This window comes from Pseudoxanthobacter sp. M-2, from assembly GCF_046156265.1.
GTDB lineage: Bacteria > Pseudomonadota > Alphaproteobacteria > Rhizobiales > Segnochrobactraceae > CAMDHY01.
In genome coordinates this window covers 619,593-637,268 of record NZ_JAWDIR010000011.1, presented here as the reverse complement: position 1 = coordinate 637,268, position 17,676 = coordinate 619,593, and the positions used below count along the sequence as shown (strand labels likewise).

The following is a 17,676-nucleotide window of genomic DNA, read 5'->3' as shown; positions in this document are numbered from 1 at the left end:
AGTGCCGTCTGCTTTTGGCAAATCGAATTGAATTGCGGGGACAGGTGTGTAGGAGTCTGCTTGGAGCTTTCTCCAAATAGTTTTGCTTATGTACTTGGCATGGGTGATGCAATAGCAGGGATCAAAATGCGGGTGGAACCGCCACCACGTCGGAGCAGACGTCGAGGGCAGGCCAGCGGTTTCACCTGTTCGCTTATTGTATCGGTCTGCATTCTTTAACGCGACGGCGTTCGACGCTTTAATACCATTCAGTACAGAGCGTGCCTTCCGGACGATCGCTTCTTCAATTAACTCTTGCACCCAGATCTCCCCCCGTGGAACTGCCCCCGTGTCTCCACGAGGGCAGTCACCACAGATGGAGAGTCAGGGATTCGTTTTGCGGTTGGCGAAGAGCCCTGCAGGGCTCAACTGCAAAGTAATTTCCCAACCGTGGCTAGCGCGACACGCGCATGAGATAAGTCACCACCATCCGGCTGCCGCGTCAATAGTCTTGTTTGTGCAGAGTATGTAACTTGGGAGCACTGCCTCCCTAGGAATCTCCAATTCTTCGCGCCAGAGCCACCATGCCCCCCTCCCCCCTCCACATCCGCCTCATGCTTCCCGCCGAAGTCCCCCTCGCCGTCGACTGGGCGGCCGGCGAAGGCTGGAACCCCGGGCTCGAGGATGCCGGGCCGTTCGCCGCAGCCGATCCGGACGGGTTCCTGATCGGCACCATCGATGGCGAGCCGGTCGCGACGATCTCGCTGGTCGGGGCAGGCCCGGCGTTCGGCTTCCTCGGCTTCTACATCGTCGCCCCGGCCTTCCGCGGCCGCGGGCACGGGCTCGCGATCTGGAACGCCGCGCTCGCGCGCCGGCCGTTCACCACCATCGGGCTCGACGGCGTCGTCGATCAGCAGCCGAGCTACCGGAAATCCGGTTTCGTGCTCGTCCACCGCAACGTCCGCTACGGCGGCCGGGTCGACCCGGCGGCGCTGCTGACGATGGACGGGGCCGTCGCCGGCGGGCTGGGGTCCGCAGCCGCCCTGCCCGCCCCCGGCGGCGGCGTCATCCTGGCCGTCGACGCCGCCCTCGCCCCGGCGGTCATCGCCTACGACCGGCCGTTCTACCCGGCCGACCGCTCGGCCTTCCTCTCGGCCTGGCTCGCGCCGACGGCGACGCGACAGGGGCTGGCGCTGGTGCGCGACGGCGCGGTCGTCGGCTATGGCGTCGCCCGGCGCTGCCGCACGGGCGCCAAGATCGGGCCGCTGTTTGCCGACGACGAGGCCGGCGCCGAGGCGCTGTTCCGGGCGCTGGCGGGGCGGTTCCCGGAGGGCGATATCTTCCTCGACCCGCCGGAGCCGCACGCCGCGGCCACCGCACTCGCCCGCCGTTTCGGGCTTTCGCCCGTCTTCGAGACCGCCCGCATGTACCGCGGCCCCGCCCCGGACCTGCCGCTGGCGCGCACCTATGGGATAACGACGTTCGAGCTCGGGTGAGGTGAGTGACTTCAGGCCGGCAGGCGCGCGGCGATGCCGTTCGCCTGCAGCGAGTCGACCGCCTTGCGGTCGAAAGAAAGGAAGACGTCTCCGCCGAGCCAGGCACCCTCGTGAGCGATGACGCCGTCCGCGAAGTCGCCGCCAGCGGCCAGGATCGCCAGGCCCGCTTCGGCGGCGGCCCGATCGACGGCGACATTCTCCGCGCTCACCAGCCGGCGGACCGCCTCGTGGACGTCATTCGGCGACAGCCTGTAGGCGCGCGTCAGCACCCACACGAACTCGCAGAGCGCCGGCAGGGTCAGCGCGACGGTCTCGGCCGTTGCAAGGGCGTCGCGGGCGAGGCGCCCCTGAGCCGGATCATCGTCGACGACGGCGCGCACCAGAATGTTGGTGTCGGCCGTCAGCCTCATCGCCGCCCGGCCCAGCCGTCGGCGGCAGCCTCGCCGATCTCCTCGATGGTCAGGCTGATGCCCCCGGGCCGCTTGAACATGCCGAAGGCCTCGGTGATCGAGCCTTTCGGCCGGACCGCCCGCAGCGCCACGGATCCGTCCGGCAGGACGTCGAAGGTGATCTTGTCGCCGGGTCCGACGCCGAGGTGCCGCAGCACGTCCTTGCGCAGAGTCACCTGGCCCTTGGACGTGATCGTCAGTTCACCCATCGGAACCTCCTTCCATCCCAACGAAAGTAAGGGCCTTATGCCTTACTGACAAGGGCGGCCCTCCCTCACGGCGAGGCGAGCTTCAGCCCGACGAGGCCAATGAGGATCAGCGCGATCGAGCCGATGCGCAGGAGGTCGGTGCTTTCGCCGAGATAGAGGATGCCGAAGAGCACCGTGCCCATGGCGCCGATGCCGGTCCAGACGGCATAGCCGGTGCCGAGCGGGATGGTGCGCAGCGCCAGCGCCAACAGAAAGATAGAGGCCGCCATCGCGGCGGCCGTCCCCAGCGACGGCCACAACCTGGTGAAACCCTCGGTGTACTTGAGCCCGACCGCCCAGCCGACCTCGAAGAGGCCCGCGACGAAGAGGATGAGCCACGCCATGAACGACGCTCCCGGTTCCGGGGGCCGTCCCCTCGGGTGTGGAGAATGCGCCGGGTCGTCCCGGCTCCCGCGAGCCTCGACGACGGCGGCGCCAGCGTCAATCCGGAACCCGACAGTCGAGCAGCGTCAGCGCGGCTTCCAGCAGGCGCTCGGTGGCGGCGGCGACGACGCGGCCGCCCTTCGTCGCCGGGCCGCCCTCCCAGGTGGCGACGACGCCGCCGGCGCCCTCGATGATCGGGATGAGCGGGGCGATGTCGTAGATCTCGAGGCTCGCCTCGACGACGAGGTCGACCTGGCCGGCGGCGAGCATGCAGTAGGCGTAGCAGTCGGCGCCGTAGCGCACGAGGCGGGCCTTCTCGGCGACCCGGCCGAAGCGGGCGAGGTCGTCGCCCTCGAACATCGCCGGCGCCGTCGTCATCAGCGTCGCCTCCTGCAGCGAGCGGTCCTGGCGCACCTTCAGGGCCGAGCGGGCGGTGCCGCGGCGCCATTCGGCGTGGTCGCCGTCGCCGAGGAAGACCTCGCCCATGTAGGGCTGGGACATCATGCCGACCGCCGGGCGGCCGCCGTCGACGCGGCCGACGAGCGTGCCCCACAGCGGGATCCCGGTCAGGAAGGAGCGGGTGCCGTCGATCGGATCGATCACCCAGATGCGGTCGGCCGTGCCGCGCTCGGTGCCGAACTCCTCGCCGATGATGCCGTCGCGCGGATAGGCGGAGCGCAGGATGGCGCGGATCGCCTCCTCGGCCGTGCGGTCGGCGACGGTGACGGGGTCGTACTGGCCACGGCTGCCCTTGTCGTCGGCCGCCACCGAGGTGCGGAAGTGCGGCAGCACCACCTGCCCCGCCTCCGCCGCGATCTCCGCCAGGAGATCGAAATCCGCCGCACCGCTGCCCATGCCCACGCCCCAGAATGCCCGCGTCAAAAATGAATGGATGTCCGATCGGACCCGCCCGCACCGGGCCCCGCGATCAGGCTGCGCCGATGACGTCAGATCTCCGCCACCACCCAGCGGATCAGGTCGTCCAGCACCTGCTTGAGGGCGACGTCCATCGCCGCCACGGCACTGTCGACGCCGTCGCCGGAGGAGCGCGCCTCGGCACGGAAGACGCGCGAGGCGACGACGCGGCCGTTGCGGTCGTCGAGGATCTTGGCGGCGATCTCGATGACGGCCGTCGGCGCGCCGCCGCTCTCGAGCTGGAAGTTCCGGATCTCGATCGGCAGCTGATAGTTGATCAGCAGGCCCTCGCCGGGGAAGCCGACGGCGTGGACGCGGCCGGTGTCCTCGAAGGACTGGACGATGCGCGTCTGCAGCACCCGCGGCAGCCGGTCCGCCCACTGCACCCGGCCGTAGTAGCTGATCGTCTGGGCCGACGGCTTGACGGCGATCGAGTTCGTGTTGAGAGCCTGAAGCGCTCGCGGTTCCGGCACGAGGATCTGCACGCCGGCGCGGGCGCGGCCGGTGCCGGCCTCCGTCGCCGTGGCGGTGAGGTCGTAGATCGCCGTGGTGGCGGCGCTGCCGCCGCCGCAGCCGGCGACCGCCAGCGCCACGAGCATCAATGCGAGCGCGCGCACGCCGCCGCGCCGCTCGTCCGCTCGCTGCTCGAAGCCTGCTCGCACGCTCTGCCCTTCCCTGTTCACGGCCGTCAGCGCCGCTGCGGCTGGTAGGTCGGCTGGCCGGAGCCGCCGTAGATGACGCGGCTCGGGTCGCGCTCGAGGGAGTTCACCGCGGCCTCAATCGCCGACAGCGTCTGGCGCGCCTGCTGGATCGTTGCCGCGAGGTCGGAGAGGCCGGTGCTCGAGAAGCGCGACAGGCCGCCGGCGATCTGGCCGGCGCTCGGCTCGAAGCTCTCGAACACCGAGCGGATGGCGCGCGCCGCCCCGGTCGCCTCGGAGACGAGGCCCTGGCCGTCGCCCTCCACCATCGTCTCGACCTTGTCGATCAAGCCGGCGATGCGCGACGAGGCGGCGTTCAGCTTCTCGACCATCTCGCGCGCCTGGTTGGCGATGACGTCGACGTTGCCGGTCTGGGCCTCGACGTCGGCGGCGAACTTGCGCGCCGATTCCGCCGCCGCCCGCACGTCCGCGACGATGACGTCGATGTCGCCGCCCTTGGTGGCGAGGTTGGCGCTGAGCGTCTCGACGTTCTGCACGATCGAGGACACCCGCGTGGGATCGACGGCCTCGAGGATCTGCGCGAGATCCGCGACCGCCGGCGACAGGCTGGAGGCGAGCGCGTCGATTCGGTCGGTGGCGGTGCGCACGTTGGTGATGATGACGTCGAGGTCGTCGCCGCGGTCGGCGATGCGGGTGGCGATGGCATCGATCGAGGCGGTGGCGCCGCGGGCACTGTCGATGAACGCCTCGATCGCCGGCATCTGCCCGGCGAAGCCGGCGGCGATGGTGTCGACGTTGGTGACGATGGTGCCGATGCGCTCGGACGGGATCGCGGCGATCAGCCGGTCGACCTCGGCGAGGCTGTTGTTCAGACCCGACGTGAACTCGCCGAGACGCCCCGCCGCCTCCTGAACGACCCGCACCACTTCCTGAACGTCATTGCCCACGCCGCTGAGATCATTGGAGAACGAGACGGCGTTATCGACGATGGTGCGGACCGCCTGCGGCTCCACTTCGAGCACCAGAGCCTCGACGCGGGTGACAATGCCCTCGAGCCGGTTCGACAGGTCGGCGATCGTCTGCGCCGCCTGGCCGACGTCGGAGAACATCGTCCGCACCTCGTCGGAATTGGCGGCGAGCGCAGAGGTGAACTCGTTGACGTTCTGCAGCGTCTGCGCGACTGCCGGTGCGTTGTCGGTGACGAGCTTCTCGATCTCGCTGAAGGTGGTGTCCGCCTTGCCGAGGATGTCGCGCGCACCCTTCAGGATGTCCTCGAAGGCGGAGCGGTCTGCCGCGATCAGCGGTACTTCCTCGTCCTCGAACAGCGAGGGCGCGTTCGGCGTGCCGCCCGTGAGGGACACATAGGCGATGCCGGTGAGGCCGGAGAAGCCGAGTTCGGCGCGGGTGTCCTTCTTCAGCGGTGCGGCCGGGTCGACCATCGTCGTCGCCTGCACGGCCGTGGAGCCCTCGCCGGCAAAGCGCAGGCGGGTCACCTCACCGATGCGGATGCCGTTGAAATAGACCGCGCCGCCGACCGCGAGACCGGTCACCGAGCCCGGAAAGAGGATGTCGACCGCGGTGCGGTTGGTGATCGAGCGGGAGGAATACAGCCAGTAGACGAAGCCGAAGGCGCCCGCGAGCACCATCAGCACGAACACCCCGACGGCCACGTAGTTCGCGCGCGTCTCCATGCCGTCGGCCGCTCCTTACGCTTTGATCGTCGCGGCCAGACGGCCGCCGCGGACGCCGCGGAAGTAGGAGCGGACCCAGGGATGATCAAACGCCAGCATCTCTTGGAGAGTTCCAGCCACAAGAACGCGCTTTTCGCCGAGGACGGCTATTCGATCGCACACCGAGTAGAGGCTGTCGAGGTCGTGCGTCACCATGTAGACGGTGAGGCCGAGGGTATCGCGCAACTTCGCGATGAGATCGTCGAAGTCGGCGGCGCCGATCGGGTCCAGGCCGGACGTCGGCTCGTCGAGGAAGACGAGGTCGGGGTCGAGGGCGAGCGCGCGCGCCAGTCCGGCGCGCTTGATCATGCCGCCGGAGAGCTCGGAGGGGTACTTCTCGGCCGCGTCGCGGGCGAGGCCGACCATCTCGATCTTGAGGAGCGCGATCTCGTCCATCAGCCGCGGGCTGATGTCGAGGTGCTCGCGCATCGGCACCTGCACGTTCTGCTTCACCGTCAGGCCGGAAAACAGCGCACCCATCTGGAAGAGCACGCCCCACCGCCGCTCGACCTTGGCGCGCTCGCGGTCGTTGAGCGAATCGAGGTCCTTGCCGAACACCTCGATGGTGCCGCCCTGCTTCTGCACGAGCCCGAGGATGGTGCGCATCAGCACCGACTTGCCGGTGCCGGAGCCGCCGACGAAGCCGAGAACCTCGCCGCGGTAGATGTCGAGGTCGAGCCCGTCGAGCACCGTCTTGGTGCCGAAGCGCACGGTGATGCCGCGGGCGCGGATGATCGCCTCGCGCTCGTTGGCAAGCGGTTCAGCGGGGGGCTTGGGGGCGGTCTTGTCCGGGCTCATATGCCGACCGTCGCGAAGAACACGGCGAAAATGCCGTCGACGACGATCACCATGAAGATCGCCTTCACCACCGAGGTGGTGGTCTGCCGGCCGAGCGATTCGGCACTGCCCTCGACCTTCATGCCTTCGACGCAGGCGACAAGACCGATGATCAGCGCCATGAACGGCGCCTTGACGATACCGATCATGAACGTCTCGAGGTCGATGGCGTCGAGGAGCTGGATCATGAAGGCGTCGGGTGACAGTCCGACGTAGGTGATCGCCACGATCATCGCCCCGAACAGCGCCGCCATGTCGGAGATGAAGGTCAGCGCCGGCAGCGCCAGCATCAGGGCGATCAGCCGGGGGATGATCAGCACCTCGAGCGGCCGCACGCCCATGACGGTGAGGGCGTCGATCTCCTCACGCATCTTCATCGAGCCGATCTCGGCGGTGAAGGCGCTGCCGGAGCGGCCGGCGAACATGATGGCCGTCAGCAGCACGCCGAGTTCGCGCAGCGCCAGCACGCCGACGAGGTCGACGACGAAGACGTCGGCGCCGAAGCGGCGGAGATAGAACGCACCCTGCTGGGCGACGATGGCGCCGATCAGGGTCGACATCAGCACCATGATCGGCACCGCGCCGCGCCCGGTGGTGTCGATGTGATATAGGATCGAGTTCCAGCGCAGCCGCGAGGGATGGGCGAGGCAGCCGATAAGGCCGACGGTGAAGGCACCGAGAACGTTGAGGACCGCGACGACGTCCTCGCCGATCAGCACCGACCGGCGGCCGACGATCTCCGGGATGCGCGTCCACGTCCATGGCTGCCGTCGTGGCGCCCACGGCTCGGGAACGTGGCTCTCGACCTCCGTGATGAGGGTGCGGCGATTCTCCGGCAGCCCCGTCAGTTCGACGCGCGCCCCGGCAAATTCCAGCGATGCGCGCAGGCGATGCAGCAGCCAGGAGCCGGCGGTGTCGAGCTCCGTGACCTGCGACAGGTCCATGACGACGCGGCGCTTCTGGCCGAGCTGCACGCCGTCGACGAGCTTTTCCGCAGCCCGGCCGGTCGTCAGATGCCAGGCACCCGCCGCCACCAGGCGTACTTCGTCGCCCGTGTCCTCGACGTCGAGCCGGGGCGCGTCGTCGGCTTGCGTCCGGCTCATCACCACCGCTTTCGGTCTCTTGTCGCTCGCCCCACTTGAAGCCTATTACTTGGTCGGCGCCGCACCGTCGAGGGATCGCGGCGCCCGTGGGAGGCTCGCCCACGTTGAAGCACCTTCCGCCACCCCCTCCCTGCGGCCGTATCGACGAACAACGGGGCGCTCCCTGATGGACATTCCACGTCCCTATCTAATCTTTCTCGGCGACGTGCCGGACGCGCTCGCTGCCAAGACCGGCCTCGGCGTCGTCGACTGGCGTCGCGACTGGTGCGTCGGTCAGTGGCGGCTGCCGGGATGCAAGGCCGACGCCAAGCTCACCGACATGGAGGCCGCCGAGGCCGCCGCCAAGGGTGCGAAGACGATGGTCGTCGGCGCGGTCAATGCCGGCGGCGTGCTGCCGGAGCACTGGGTCGATTCGATCCTCGCCGCGCTCGATGCCGGGCTAAACGTGGCCACCGGCCTGCACAGCCGCCTCTCCGACGTGCCGGCAATCCGCGAGCGCGCGGCGGAGAAGGGCCTGTCGCTGTTCGACGTCCGCCACTCGCCGGTGAAGTTTGCGACCGGCAAGGGCAACAAGCGCACCGGCCGCCGCCTGCTGACGGTCGGCACGGACTGCTCGGTGGGCAAAAAGTACACCGCGCTGGCGCTGGAAACCGGCATGCGGGACAAGGGCTTCGACGCCGATTTCAAGGCGACGGGTCAGACCGGCGTGCTGATCTCCGGGCGCGGCGTGGCGATCGATGCGGTGGTGGCGGACTTCATCTCCGGCGCCGTCGAGTGGCTGACGCCGGATGCCGACCCGAAGCACTGGGACCTCGTCGAGGGCCAGGGCTCGCTGTTCCACCCGTCCTTCGCCGGCGTGTCGCTCGGGCTCCTGCACGGCGCCCAGCCGGACGCCTTCGTGGTCTGCCACGAGCCGACGCGCACCAACATGCGGGGCGTCAAGACACCGCTGCCGACCATCCAGCAGGTCATAGACCTCACCGTCACCTGCGGGCGGCTGACCAACCCGGACATCCGCTGCGTCGGCATCGCGGTCAACACCGAGCACCTCGACGACGCGGCCGCCCATACGGTGCTGGCCGAGACGGCGGCGGCGCACGGCCTGCCCGCCGTCGACCCGATCCGCACCGGCGTCGGCCCGATCGTCGACAAGATCGCCGCCGACTTCGGGCGCTGACGCCAAGGAGCCCCCGATGGCCCCGCGCCTCACCACCCGCGTCGAGCGCTGGCCGATCGCCGGCACCTTCACGATCGCCCGCGGCTCCAAGACGGAAGCCGTGGTGGTGATCGCCGAGATCGCCGACGGGCCGCACGTCGGCCGCGGCGAGTGCGTGCCCTATGCGCGCTATGGCGAGAGCGTCGAGGGCGTCGAGGCGGACGTCAGGGCGATGGCGGATGCCGTCGCAAGCGGGCTCGATGCGGCCGGCCTGCAGACGGCGATGAAGGCGGGCGCTGCGCGCAATGCGCTCGACTGCGCCCTCGTCGACCTCGCGGCGAAGCGGGCCGGCACCAGTGCCGCCGCCCTCCTCGGCCTGCCGCCCCTGCAGCCGGTCGTGACCGCCTACACGCTGAGCCTCGGCACGCCCGAGGCGATGGGAGCCGCAGCGGCCGCCGCCTCCGCTCGGCCGCTCCTGAAGATCAAGCTCGGCGGTGCCGGCGATCCGGAGCGGCTCGCCGCCGTCCGCGCCGGTGCCCCGAACGCGACGCTGATCGTCGACGCCAACGAGGGATGGACCGACGCGCTGTTCGCCGAGAACATGGCCGCCTGCGCGCGGGCCGGCGTTGCGCTGGTCGAGCAGCCACTGCCGGCGGGCGCTGATTCCATGCTCGCCGACGTGCCGCACGCGGTGCCCATCTGCGCCGACGAGAGCCTGCACACCGCCGCCGACATCCCCCGCCTCGCGGCGCTCTACGACGCGGTCAACATCAAGCTCGACAAGGCCGGCGGCGTCACCGAGGCCCTCGCCATCGCCACGGCGGCGCGTGCGCACGGGCTGAAGGTGATGGTCGGCTGCATGCTCGGCTCGTCGCTTGCGATGGCGCCGGCGGTGCTGGTGGCCCAGGGCGCCGACTTCGTCGACCTCGACGGCCCGCTGCTTCTCGCCCGCGACTGCGAACCGGGCCTGGTCTTCGACGGCTCGACGCTGATGCCGCCAAGGCCGCAGCTGTGGGGCTGAAAGCGCCGCGCTCGGTTTCGTGACCCCTCCCCCCTCGTGGGGGAGGTGGCGGGCGAAGCCCGCCGGAGGGGGCCGCCGCGCGAAGCGCGGCGGTACGGCGCCTGAGAGTTCTGCAACGTCGCCCGCCGACGGCTGACGCCGCCGGCGGCCCTCCCCGGACCGCTCCGCGGTCCGACCCTCCCACAGGGGGAGGGTAAGGCGAAGAGAGCCCCCTACCGCCCCTCCCGCACCATCACCCACGCGGCGATCAGCAGCCCTGCCCCGGCTGGCACCGTCATCGTCAGGAACGCAGCCGATCCCAGCGCAGTATAGAGCGGCCCCGACAGCGCCGTGGCGCTCGCCATCACCAGGGCGATGACGCTCGCCGCCAGCGACTGCACCGCCCCCGTCCGCCCCGGCGAGGCGGTCTCCGAGACGCGGCGCACCAGAGCGAGGTGGGTGGCCGCGAAGGAGAAGGCGTGCAGCGCCTGGGCGGCGATCAGCACGGCGAACCCAGGCTCGGCCGCGATCGTCACCCAGCGGACGATCGCCGCCAGTGCCGCCACGACGGCGAGCAGCGACGCGGAAGGGCGCGACGTCCAGCGGTGCGGCAGGGCGAACAGGATCACCTCGCCGATGACGCCGATGCCCCACAGCATGCCGATCTCGGCCCCCGAGAAGCCGCGCGCCTCGAAGGCGAGCGAGCCGAAGCCGTAGACCATCGCGTGGCTGCCCTGGACGAGGGCGCAGGCGGCAACCAGCGGCAGCGCCGGGCGGATCGCCAGCACGGCATCGGCGAAGCGCGGCCGCTCGGCCGGCCTCGCAGCACCGTCGCTGCGGGCACTCGCCGCCATCAGCGCGGCGGCGACCACCGTGAGCGCCAGCGTCGCCATCATCATCGGCCAGACGGCAGTCGCCGGCAGCACGCCGAGCACGGCGCCGGCGGCGAGCGAGGCGGCGATGAAGGCGGCGGAGCCGCAGAGCCGCATGCGGCCGTAGTGGGCCCGACCGGCCCGTGCGACCGCCATCGCGGCGGCGTCGGCGATCGGCAGTTGCGTCGTCCAGACGGCCGTGAAGGCGAGGCTGACGACCAGCAGCGCGACGACGCCGGACGACACCGCGACGAGGCCGAAGATCGCCAGCGACGCAATGGCATAGGCGAGGATGGCGCGGGGCAGCGAGCCGATGCGGTCGGCGAGCGCGCCCATCGCGGCGAGCGTGACGACGCGCGCCGCCATCGGCACGGCGAGCACGATGCCGATCTCGTCCGGCGTCAGCCCGACGGCGGCGAGATAGATCGGGAAGTACGGCAGGTGGACGCCGACGGAGAGGAAGATCGCGGCAAAATAGAGCGAGATCGTCCAGGGGGCAGGAAGGCCCGCCGCGGCCGTGACGGTCGTTGGACGGTCCGTGGGGCGCTCCGTCCTCGGGGCTGCGGTCAAGCAGGGTTCTCCGCCAGCGCCCGCGCCAGCACCGCCTCGTCGACGTTGCCGCCCGACAGCACCACCACCGACGTCTTGCCGCGACCGTCGATGCGGCCCGAGAGCAGCGCCGCGAGCGCCACCGCTCCGCCCGGCTCCAGCACGAGCTTCAATTCGCGGAAGGCGAAGGCGACGGCGGCAAGCGCCTCGGCGTCACTCACGGCGACGGCGCCGGCGAGCGTCCGGCGGTTGACCGGAAAGGTCTTCTCGCCGGGCATGTTCGACATCAGCGCGTCGCAGAGCGAGCCGCCAAGGCGCTCGTTCTTCAGCCGCTCGCCGCCTGCCAGCGACCGCACGTGGTCGTCGAAGCCCTCGGGCTCGACGGCGTAGACGGCCACATCCGGAAACGCGTCGGTGAGCGCCGTCGAGATGCCGGCGACGAGGCCACCGCCGGAGGCCGGCGCCATCGCCAGGTCCGGCACAATGCCGAGCCGTCGGCACTCGCCGGCGATCTCGAGCCCGACGGTGCCCTGCCCGGCCATGACGCCGAAATCGTCGTAGGGGTGGACGAAGGTGGCGGTGCGCTCGCCGGCGATGGTGCGGGCGATCGCCTCGCGGTCCTCCGTCAGGCGGTCGTAGAGCACCACCTCGGCGCCGAGCGCGCGGGTGCGGGCAATCTTCATCGCCGGCGCGTCCTGCGGCATGACGATGACCGCCGGCATGCCGAGGATGGCCGCCGCCGCCGCCACGCCCTGGGCGTGGTTGCCCGACGAGCAGGCGACGACGCCGCCCTTGCGCTCTGATTCAGGGATCGTCGACAAGCGGTTGAAAGCACCGCGGAATTTGAACGACCCGGTCCGCTGCAGCGCCTCCGGCTTGAGGAGGACGCGGCCACCTATGCGCGCGTCCAGCACATCCGACGACAGCAGCGGCGTCACCGCCGCCTGCCCGGCAATGCGACCTGCCGCGGCAGCGATGTCGGCGACGGAGAAGCCGGTGGCGTCAGTGGCGGACATGGGAGGCTCGCGGGAACGGAGGACGGCGTGCCGTTCGCTTGCCCGAGCGCCGGCGCGGCGTCAATCGCGGTCGGCGCTGCGAACACCAACGCTCGCTGTGAGGCCAGCACCACCCCTCGATGCGTGTCCCCTCTCCCAGCCCCGCTGGGAGAGGGTGCCCGAAGGGCGGGTGAGGGCCGCGTCGCGCGAGCGGCGCGGACGGCGGCGAGCACTGTGCTCGTGGCTTCGGCGCACTCCGCGCGCCGCCCTCATCCGCCCTTCGGGCACCTTCTCCCGCCTGAGGCGGGAGAAGGGAAATGCGGCGACCGCAGCAATAAACCAAACCTCTGCATGATCTTGGCGGATCGTGTTCAAAGCCTTCTGAGGTGGTTGTCCCAGGCCACCTCGGCGTGGCCGACGCCCGCGTCTGCCCCCGCGCGGCGGACGACGACGTCACCGTCGCCGCTGGTCAGCACGAAGCCGCCGCCGGTGGCGGGGGCGGCGCCGCAGCCGTCGTGGAGGGGGCGGCGGTCAACCACCGCCTCGGTCTCGGTGTCGACGACGAGCACGATGCCGCCGCGCGGGCCGGAGACGGCCAGTCGGCGGCCGTCGTCGGCGATGGCGAGGGAGCCGACATAGTGGCGGAGCGCCTCCCGCGCCTCGTCGGGCAGCGCCACCAGGCGCAGGTCTTCGCCGGGGGCGTGCACGGCCAGGAGCGGCGCGGCGGCCTCGTCGGCGCCCTCCCACTGGCAGCCGAGCCAGGCACGGCCGCGGCCGTCGACGGCGAGGTGGCGGGGGCTGAGGCTCTTGAGGTCGGCGGGTGGCGCGACGCTCTCCAGGAGGTCGCCGGTCTCGATGTCGACGCGGGCGAGCGAGGGCTGCATGTCGGCGAGGTTGAGGGGCGCGCGCGGATAGTCCGGGTGCGTGAGGATACCGCCGTTGGCGACGATCAGCGTGCGGCCGTCGGGGGCGAACAGGATCTCGTGGGTGCCGACGCCGTGGCAGGGAAGCTCGCCGATGCGCGCGAAGCCCTTGTCGACGTCGTAGACGCCGATGACGCCGACGCCCTCCTCGTAGGCGTTCTCGGCGGCATAGAGCAGCCGGCCGTCGCGGGAGAATTGGCCGTGACCCTCGAAGTGGCGGCCCTCGGCGGCCTCGATGACGCGGTCGGGGGCACCGGCGCGGTCGAGGACGATCGCGAAGGTGCCGGGGCGGCGAGCGAACAGCGCGAGCCGCCGGCCGTTCGGGTCGACGGCGGCGCAATGGCCGCGGGCGGGGATGTCCGCGGTGCGGAGGATCGCGCCGGTCTCGTCCAGCAGCGCGACGCCGAAGCGGCCGTCGGGAAAGCGGCAGGCGGAGGCGTATTGTGCCCCCTGCCCGGCGCGCGCCAGCGGTGCCACGGCGAGCGACAGTATGAGCCCGCCACCGGCCGACAGCAGCGCGCGGCGGTGGAGGCCGACGGCCTCAGTCGCCGTCGAGCGCATTGAAGCCGACGCTGAGGCCGAGGTCGGCGGCGATCGTCGTCGCCATGGTGGTGCGGACGCTGGCGAGCGCGATCGTCACATAGTCGAGCTTGCCCCGCAGCGCCGGCTCGGTCGCGATGGCAGCGACATCGCTGCCGGCGAGCGCGGCGACCGTGCGCTCCGCCTGGCTCAGCTCGAAATCGACCGAGCTCTGCGCCCAGGCGTCCTGCTCCGGCAGGTCGGCGGCGATGCCGCTCGCATCGATCAGGTCGCGCTGCGCCTGGATGGCGGCGGTCAGGTAGGCGACGGTCGCGCCGCTGCGGGCATAGGGGAAGCGGTTGGGCTTGGCCTTGTCGGGCGCGTCTCCCATGGCGGGGCGCAGCGCCAGGTCGCGGATCTGCTCGAGGCCGGTGAGCGAGGCCTTCAGGACCTCGTTCGCCGCCTCCTCCCAGGACCGGTATGCCGGGTTTTCAGGGCCGGGATTGAGGATCGGAACGTCGCCGCTGGCCCAGGCCTCGTCGAGCGCAACGCCGATCGCCGCAACGTTGCCGGCCGCCGCCTTTGCGACGATGCAGTTGCGGGCGAGCCCGGCGGGGTCGGTCTCGGCCGGCAGCACCACCACGAGCCGCTCGATCGCCGGCAGGCCCTGAACGGCGGCGCTCTGGCCTGCGATGCGGGCGGCGTCGAGCTCGTCCAGCGCCGGGCCTGCGAGCAGCTGCCGCAGCTGCCGCTCGACGACGCCGCGCGGGTCCGGCCAGAAGGCAATGCGCTCCAGCCGGGCATCGGTGGCGGCGGGACCGAAGCGCAGGAAGTCGAGGCGAGCCCAGGCCTTCACCGCGCCGCCGAAGGCGTCGCGGACGGCACGGTGTTCGATGCGGCCTGGCTTGGCACAGAAGTGGTCGACGGCGTGGGCAAGCACCTCGGCGCGGTGGCGGAAGGCGTGGTAGGCGGGGCGGAAATAGCCCTCGACGGCGCTGGTTACGACCGCCTGCTGGCGGGCCGTCACCGGGTCCGGACCAGAGGCGACAGCGGCGCCACCGGATACCGCCAGAGCCAAGCTCGCCGCCAGTACGAAACGTACTTTCATAGGCTTTCCAGATAGTTGAGGAGCGCTTCTCGATCAGCGACGGAAAGCGCCCGATAGGACGCGCGCGCCGCCGTCGCCTCGCCGCCGTGCCACAGCACGGCTTCGTCGAGTGTAGAGGCCCGGCCGTCGTGGAGATAGCGCCGGCTCGCCGGATGGCGGCCGACGAGCCCCACCAGCGGCGCCGTGCGCCACTCCGACGGTGCCGCGTCGCCAGCGACGGCGGGGTCGGCGAGGCCGTCACCGAGGTCGTGGAGCAAGAGGTCGGTGAAGGCCGGCACGGTGCCGCCGCCGACGGCGGGCAGGACCGGCACGTGGCAGGCGGCACACCCGGTGGCGGCGAAGACGGCGGCGCCGGGTGCGTCATCGGCCGGAGCCCGGGGCCGGAGGTCGGCGAGGAAGGCGCCGATCGCGGCCGTCATCGGCGCCGCCACCTCGTGCGGCCCGCCACGGTCGCCGCCGCCGTGGCGGGCGTCGCGGCACGCGGTCTGGACAGGCGTGCAGTCGCCGGCGGGATCGGGGAAGGTTTCGGTCGAGAGGCCGAGGTCGACGGTGAAGGCGGCGGCGACCTGGCGGTCGAGGGTGGCGCCGGTCGCGCGCCAGCCATAGCGGCCGATCGCGCGCCCCCCTGCCCCGTCGCCGACAAAGTGGACGCGGCCGGAGATGCCGTCACCGTCGGTGTCGTGCGGATCGGCGAGCGCCAGGATCGCCGCCGCGTCGACGGTGTCGAAGGCGGCGAGGCCGACGAGGGACGGCGCTCGGCGGACGCCGGCGGCGGCCGTGACCGGCCCGAAGGCGAGCGCCTCGAGGCGCGGCGTCACCCGCGGCCCCGGCTCACCGTCGAGCGCGGTCTGCAGCGCGAACACCACCTCCGCCTCCGCCGCCTGGCCGGGCAGGCCGCGGGTCTGGATCTGGTCGCCATAGACGGGGTCGCCTTGGCCGGTGGCATCCGCCAGCCGCACCACCAGACCGGCGCCGGCGAGGTCGCCGCGGTCGTTCGCCGAGATGCGCGCCGCGCCGCCGCCCTGATGGCAGCCGGCGCAGGAGCGGGCGTTGTGGAGCGGGCCGAGGCCGTCGGCCGAGCCGGTGGAGGCGCCGGCGGCGACCCAGACGCGCTCGAACACCGCCTTGCCGACGATGGCGTCGAGGCCGCCGGCGGCCGCGGCCCCCCCGGCGACGGCGACGATCAGGGTTGTGGTGAGCGCGAGGCTTCTCACATCACCCTCACGAAGCCCATCATGCCGGTCTCCTGGTGCTCGATGATGTGGCAGTGGAGCATCCAGTCGCCGGGATTGTCGGCCACCAGCGCCACCTCGAGCCGCTCCTTCGGGGTGAGCAGCACGGTGTCGGCCCAGTGCGGCACGATCTCGCGCCGGCTCGACGACAGCACGCGGAAGAAGTGGCCGTGGATGTGGATCGGGTGCGGGTGCGGGGTGACGTTGTGGAGCGTTAGCCGGTAGGTACGGCCGCGCTCCAGCACGGCGAGCGGCGGCGGCAGGCGGGCGTGACCGCCATCGGGCCACGGCTCTCGGTTGATCGCCCAGAATGAGCGGTCGGTCACGCAGAGCGGGCCGAGCGGCGGCGCCTCGGCGTCGCCGGCGATTTCGGCGACGCTCGCGCCGGTGGCGGTGGCGCTGAAGGTGAGCGTGAGCGGCAGCGCATTCGCGAGGTCCGGCTCGGCGAGGTCGGCCATCAGCAGCGGCGCCGGCTGGAAGGTGCCCGTGCGGCGGGTGTCGCCGGTGCCGGAAAGCGTCGCGAGCGTCACCGGCTGCGGGGCGTGGTAGTCGACCAGGCGGGCCTCGCGGCCGGCGGCGGGCGCGCGGACGACGAGGTCGAGGCGCATCGCCGGGCCGAGGCGCCAGGACCGCAGCGGGAACGGCGGCACGGCGACGCCGTCGATGGCGACGACGGCCGCTTCCGCCCCCTCGACGCCGATCTCGGGAATGCGGGTGGGGTCGACATTGAGGACGCGCAGGCGGCAGTCGCCACCCGCGGGCAGGTCGATGCGGAGCGCCGCCTCGCCGTTCGCCGAGCGGACAGTGCCGAAGCTGCCGGCGCGCGCGGCCCCCTCGTCAGTGAGGAAGGGCAGGAAGGCGCCGTCCTCGCCGATCCGCCAGTCCTTCAGGCAGACGAGCACGTCGGCGTCGTAGGGGACGGTCTCGTCACCCTCGGCGATCAGGACGCCGAGGAGGCCCCGGCCGAGCGTCTCGGCGGTGTTGCAGTGGGTGTGGAACCAGAAGGTGCCGGCGTCCGGCGGCGCGAAGCGGTAGCCGTAAGTGCCACCCGGCGGCACCGGCTTCTGGGTGAGATAGGGCACCCCGTCCTCGGCGTTCGGGATGCGCAGCCCGTGCCAGTGGACGCTCATCTCCTCCGCCCACGCCGGGAGCCGGTTGTCGAGCGTGGTGACGAGGGTGTCGCCGCGGCGGATGCGGACGACCTGCGGGAAGGCATCGCCCTCGAAGAAGGTCATCAGCGGCATCGCCCGCCCGCCGAAGGCCGGCAGGGTGACGGAGCGCTCGGCCGCGACGAGGGAGAGTGGCACCTCCCTGCCCTGCGGCATAACACCGACGCGGGCGAGCGGCGGCGGCCCGGCGGCGCGGGTCGAACGCCAGCCGAGGATGGTGGCGGTGAGGCCGGCAAGGCCGCCGAGGACGACGGAGCGACGAGTGGGGCGAAGCATCATGGCGGGCCGAAACGCAGCGGCCCGCCCGTCTCCGCCGAAGCGGGGAAGCGGGCGGGCCGAAGGGCCTTGGGAGG

General features: G+C 71.5%; 17 protein-coding genes. 3 read left to right on the top strand and 14 right to left on the bottom strand.

What is annotated here, in order from left to right:
* The first annotated feature begins 563 nt into the window (after positions 1 to 563).
* On the top strand, positions 564 to 1,475 hold the full coding sequence (locus tag RUR49_RS07995; protein ID WP_409145840.1) for a GNAT family N-acetyltransferase: 912 nt from the start codon (positions 564 to 566) through the stop codon (positions 1,473 to 1,475).
* An 11-nt stretch (positions 1,476 to 1,486) separates the two neighbouring features.
* Here the strand turns inward: RUR49_RS07995 and RUR49_RS07990 are convergent, their stop codons facing one another.
* From RUR49_RS07990 to RUR49_RS07955, 8 genes are all read right to left on the bottom strand, one after another.
* Positions 1,487 to 1,885: a type II toxin-antitoxin system VapC family toxin gene (locus tag RUR49_RS07990; RefSeq protein ID WP_409145839.1), complete on the bottom strand. Its 399-nt coding sequence runs from the start codon at positions 1,883 to 1,885 to the stop codon at positions 1,487 to 1,489.
* A complete protein-coding gene (locus tag RUR49_RS07985; protein ID WP_409145838.1) occupies positions 1,882 to 2,133 on the bottom strand; it encodes an AbrB/MazE/SpoVT family DNA-binding domain-containing protein in 252 nt (83 codons plus the stop codon). The genes RUR49_RS07990 and RUR49_RS07985 overlap by 4 nt, the downstream gene beginning before the upstream one ends.
* A 65-nt stretch (positions 2,134 to 2,198) precedes the next feature.
* On the bottom strand, positions 2,199 to 2,516 hold the full coding sequence (gene sugE / locus RUR49_RS07980; protein ID WP_409145837.1) for a quaternary ammonium compound efflux SMR transporter SugE: 318 nt from the start codon (positions 2,514 to 2,516) through the stop codon (positions 2,199 to 2,201).
* Between the two features lie 97 nt (positions 2,517 to 2,613).
* Positions 2,614 to 3,411, bottom strand: a complete 798-nt coding sequence (hisN, locus tag RUR49_RS07975; RefSeq protein ID WP_409145836.1) for a histidinol-phosphatase — start codon at positions 3,409 to 3,411, stop codon at positions 2,614 to 2,616.
* A gap of 92 nt (positions 3,412 to 3,503) precedes the next feature.
* Positions 3,504 to 4,133 carry an ABC-type transport auxiliary lipoprotein family protein gene (locus RUR49_RS07970; protein WP_409145835.1) on the bottom strand — a complete coding sequence of 210 codons (630 nt, stop codon included), beginning with the start codon at positions 4,131 to 4,133 and terminating at the stop codon, positions 3,504 to 3,506.
* Between the two features lie 26 nt (positions 4,134 to 4,159).
* Positions 4,160 to 5,821: an MlaD family protein gene (locus RUR49_RS07965; RefSeq protein ID WP_409145834.1), complete on the bottom strand. Its 1,662-nt coding sequence runs from the start codon at positions 5,819 to 5,821 to the stop codon at positions 4,160 to 4,162.
* A gap of 15 nt (positions 5,822 to 5,836) precedes the next feature.
* Entirely contained in the window at positions 5,837 to 6,658 is an 822-nt protein-coding gene (locus tag RUR49_RS07960; protein ID WP_409145833.1) for an ABC transporter ATP-binding protein, read from the bottom strand.
* Entirely contained in the window at positions 6,655 to 7,800 is a 1,146-nt protein-coding gene (locus RUR49_RS07955; RefSeq protein WP_409145832.1) for an ABC transporter permease, read from the bottom strand. The genes RUR49_RS07960 and RUR49_RS07955 overlap by 4 nt, the downstream gene beginning before the upstream one ends.
* Positions 7,801 to 7,966: 166 nt before the next feature.
* Between RUR49_RS07955 and dgcN the strand changes: the two genes are divergently transcribed.
* Entirely contained in the window at positions 7,967 to 8,977 is a 1,011-nt protein-coding gene (dgcN, locus tag RUR49_RS07950) for an N-acetyltransferase DgcN (protein ID WP_409145831.1), read from the top strand.
* 16 nt (positions 8,978 to 8,993) lie between these two features.
* Positions 8,994 to 9,977: an N-acetyl-D-Glu racemase DgcA gene (gene dgcA, locus RUR49_RS07945; protein ID WP_409145830.1), complete on the top strand. Its 984-nt coding sequence runs from the start codon at positions 8,994 to 8,996 to the stop codon at positions 9,975 to 9,977.
* Between the two features lie 212 nt (positions 9,978 to 10,189).
* Here dgcA and RUR49_RS07940 read toward each other — a convergent pair whose 3' ends face one another.
* From RUR49_RS07940 to RUR49_RS07915, 6 genes are all read right to left on the bottom strand, one after another.
* Positions 10,190 to 11,398, bottom strand: a complete 1,209-nt coding sequence (locus tag RUR49_RS07940) for an MFS transporter (protein ID WP_409145829.1) — start codon at positions 11,396 to 11,398, stop codon at positions 10,190 to 10,192.
* Complete coding sequence (locus RUR49_RS07935) at positions 11,395 to 12,393, bottom strand: threonine/serine dehydratase (protein WP_409145828.1); 999 nt, start codon at positions 12,391 to 12,393, stop codon at positions 11,395 to 11,397. The genes RUR49_RS07940 and RUR49_RS07935 overlap by 4 nt, the downstream gene beginning before the upstream one ends.
* A 350-nt stretch (positions 12,394 to 12,743) precedes the next feature.
* A complete protein-coding gene (locus RUR49_RS07930; RefSeq protein WP_409145827.1) occupies positions 12,744 to 13,856 on the bottom strand; it encodes a DUF1513 domain-containing protein in 1,113 nt (370 codons plus the stop codon).
* Positions 13,837 to 14,922 carry an imelysin family protein gene (locus RUR49_RS07925; RefSeq protein ID WP_409145826.1) on the bottom strand — a complete coding sequence of 362 codons (1,086 nt, stop codon included), beginning with the start codon at positions 14,920 to 14,922 and terminating at the stop codon, positions 13,837 to 13,839. Before RUR49_RS07925 ends, RUR49_RS07930 begins: the two co-directional genes overlap by 20 nt.
* Positions 14,919 to 16,136, bottom strand: a complete 1,218-nt coding sequence (locus RUR49_RS07920) for a di-heme oxidoredictase family protein (protein ID WP_409145825.1) — start codon at positions 16,134 to 16,136, stop codon at positions 14,919 to 14,921. Before RUR49_RS07920 ends, RUR49_RS07925 begins: the two co-directional genes overlap by 4 nt.
* Entirely contained in the window at positions 16,133 to 17,602 is a 1,470-nt protein-coding gene (locus tag RUR49_RS07915) for a multicopper oxidase family protein (protein ID WP_409145824.1), read from the bottom strand. The genes RUR49_RS07920 and RUR49_RS07915 overlap by 4 nt, the downstream gene beginning before the upstream one ends.
* Positions 17,603 to 17,676 lie beyond the last annotated feature (74 nt).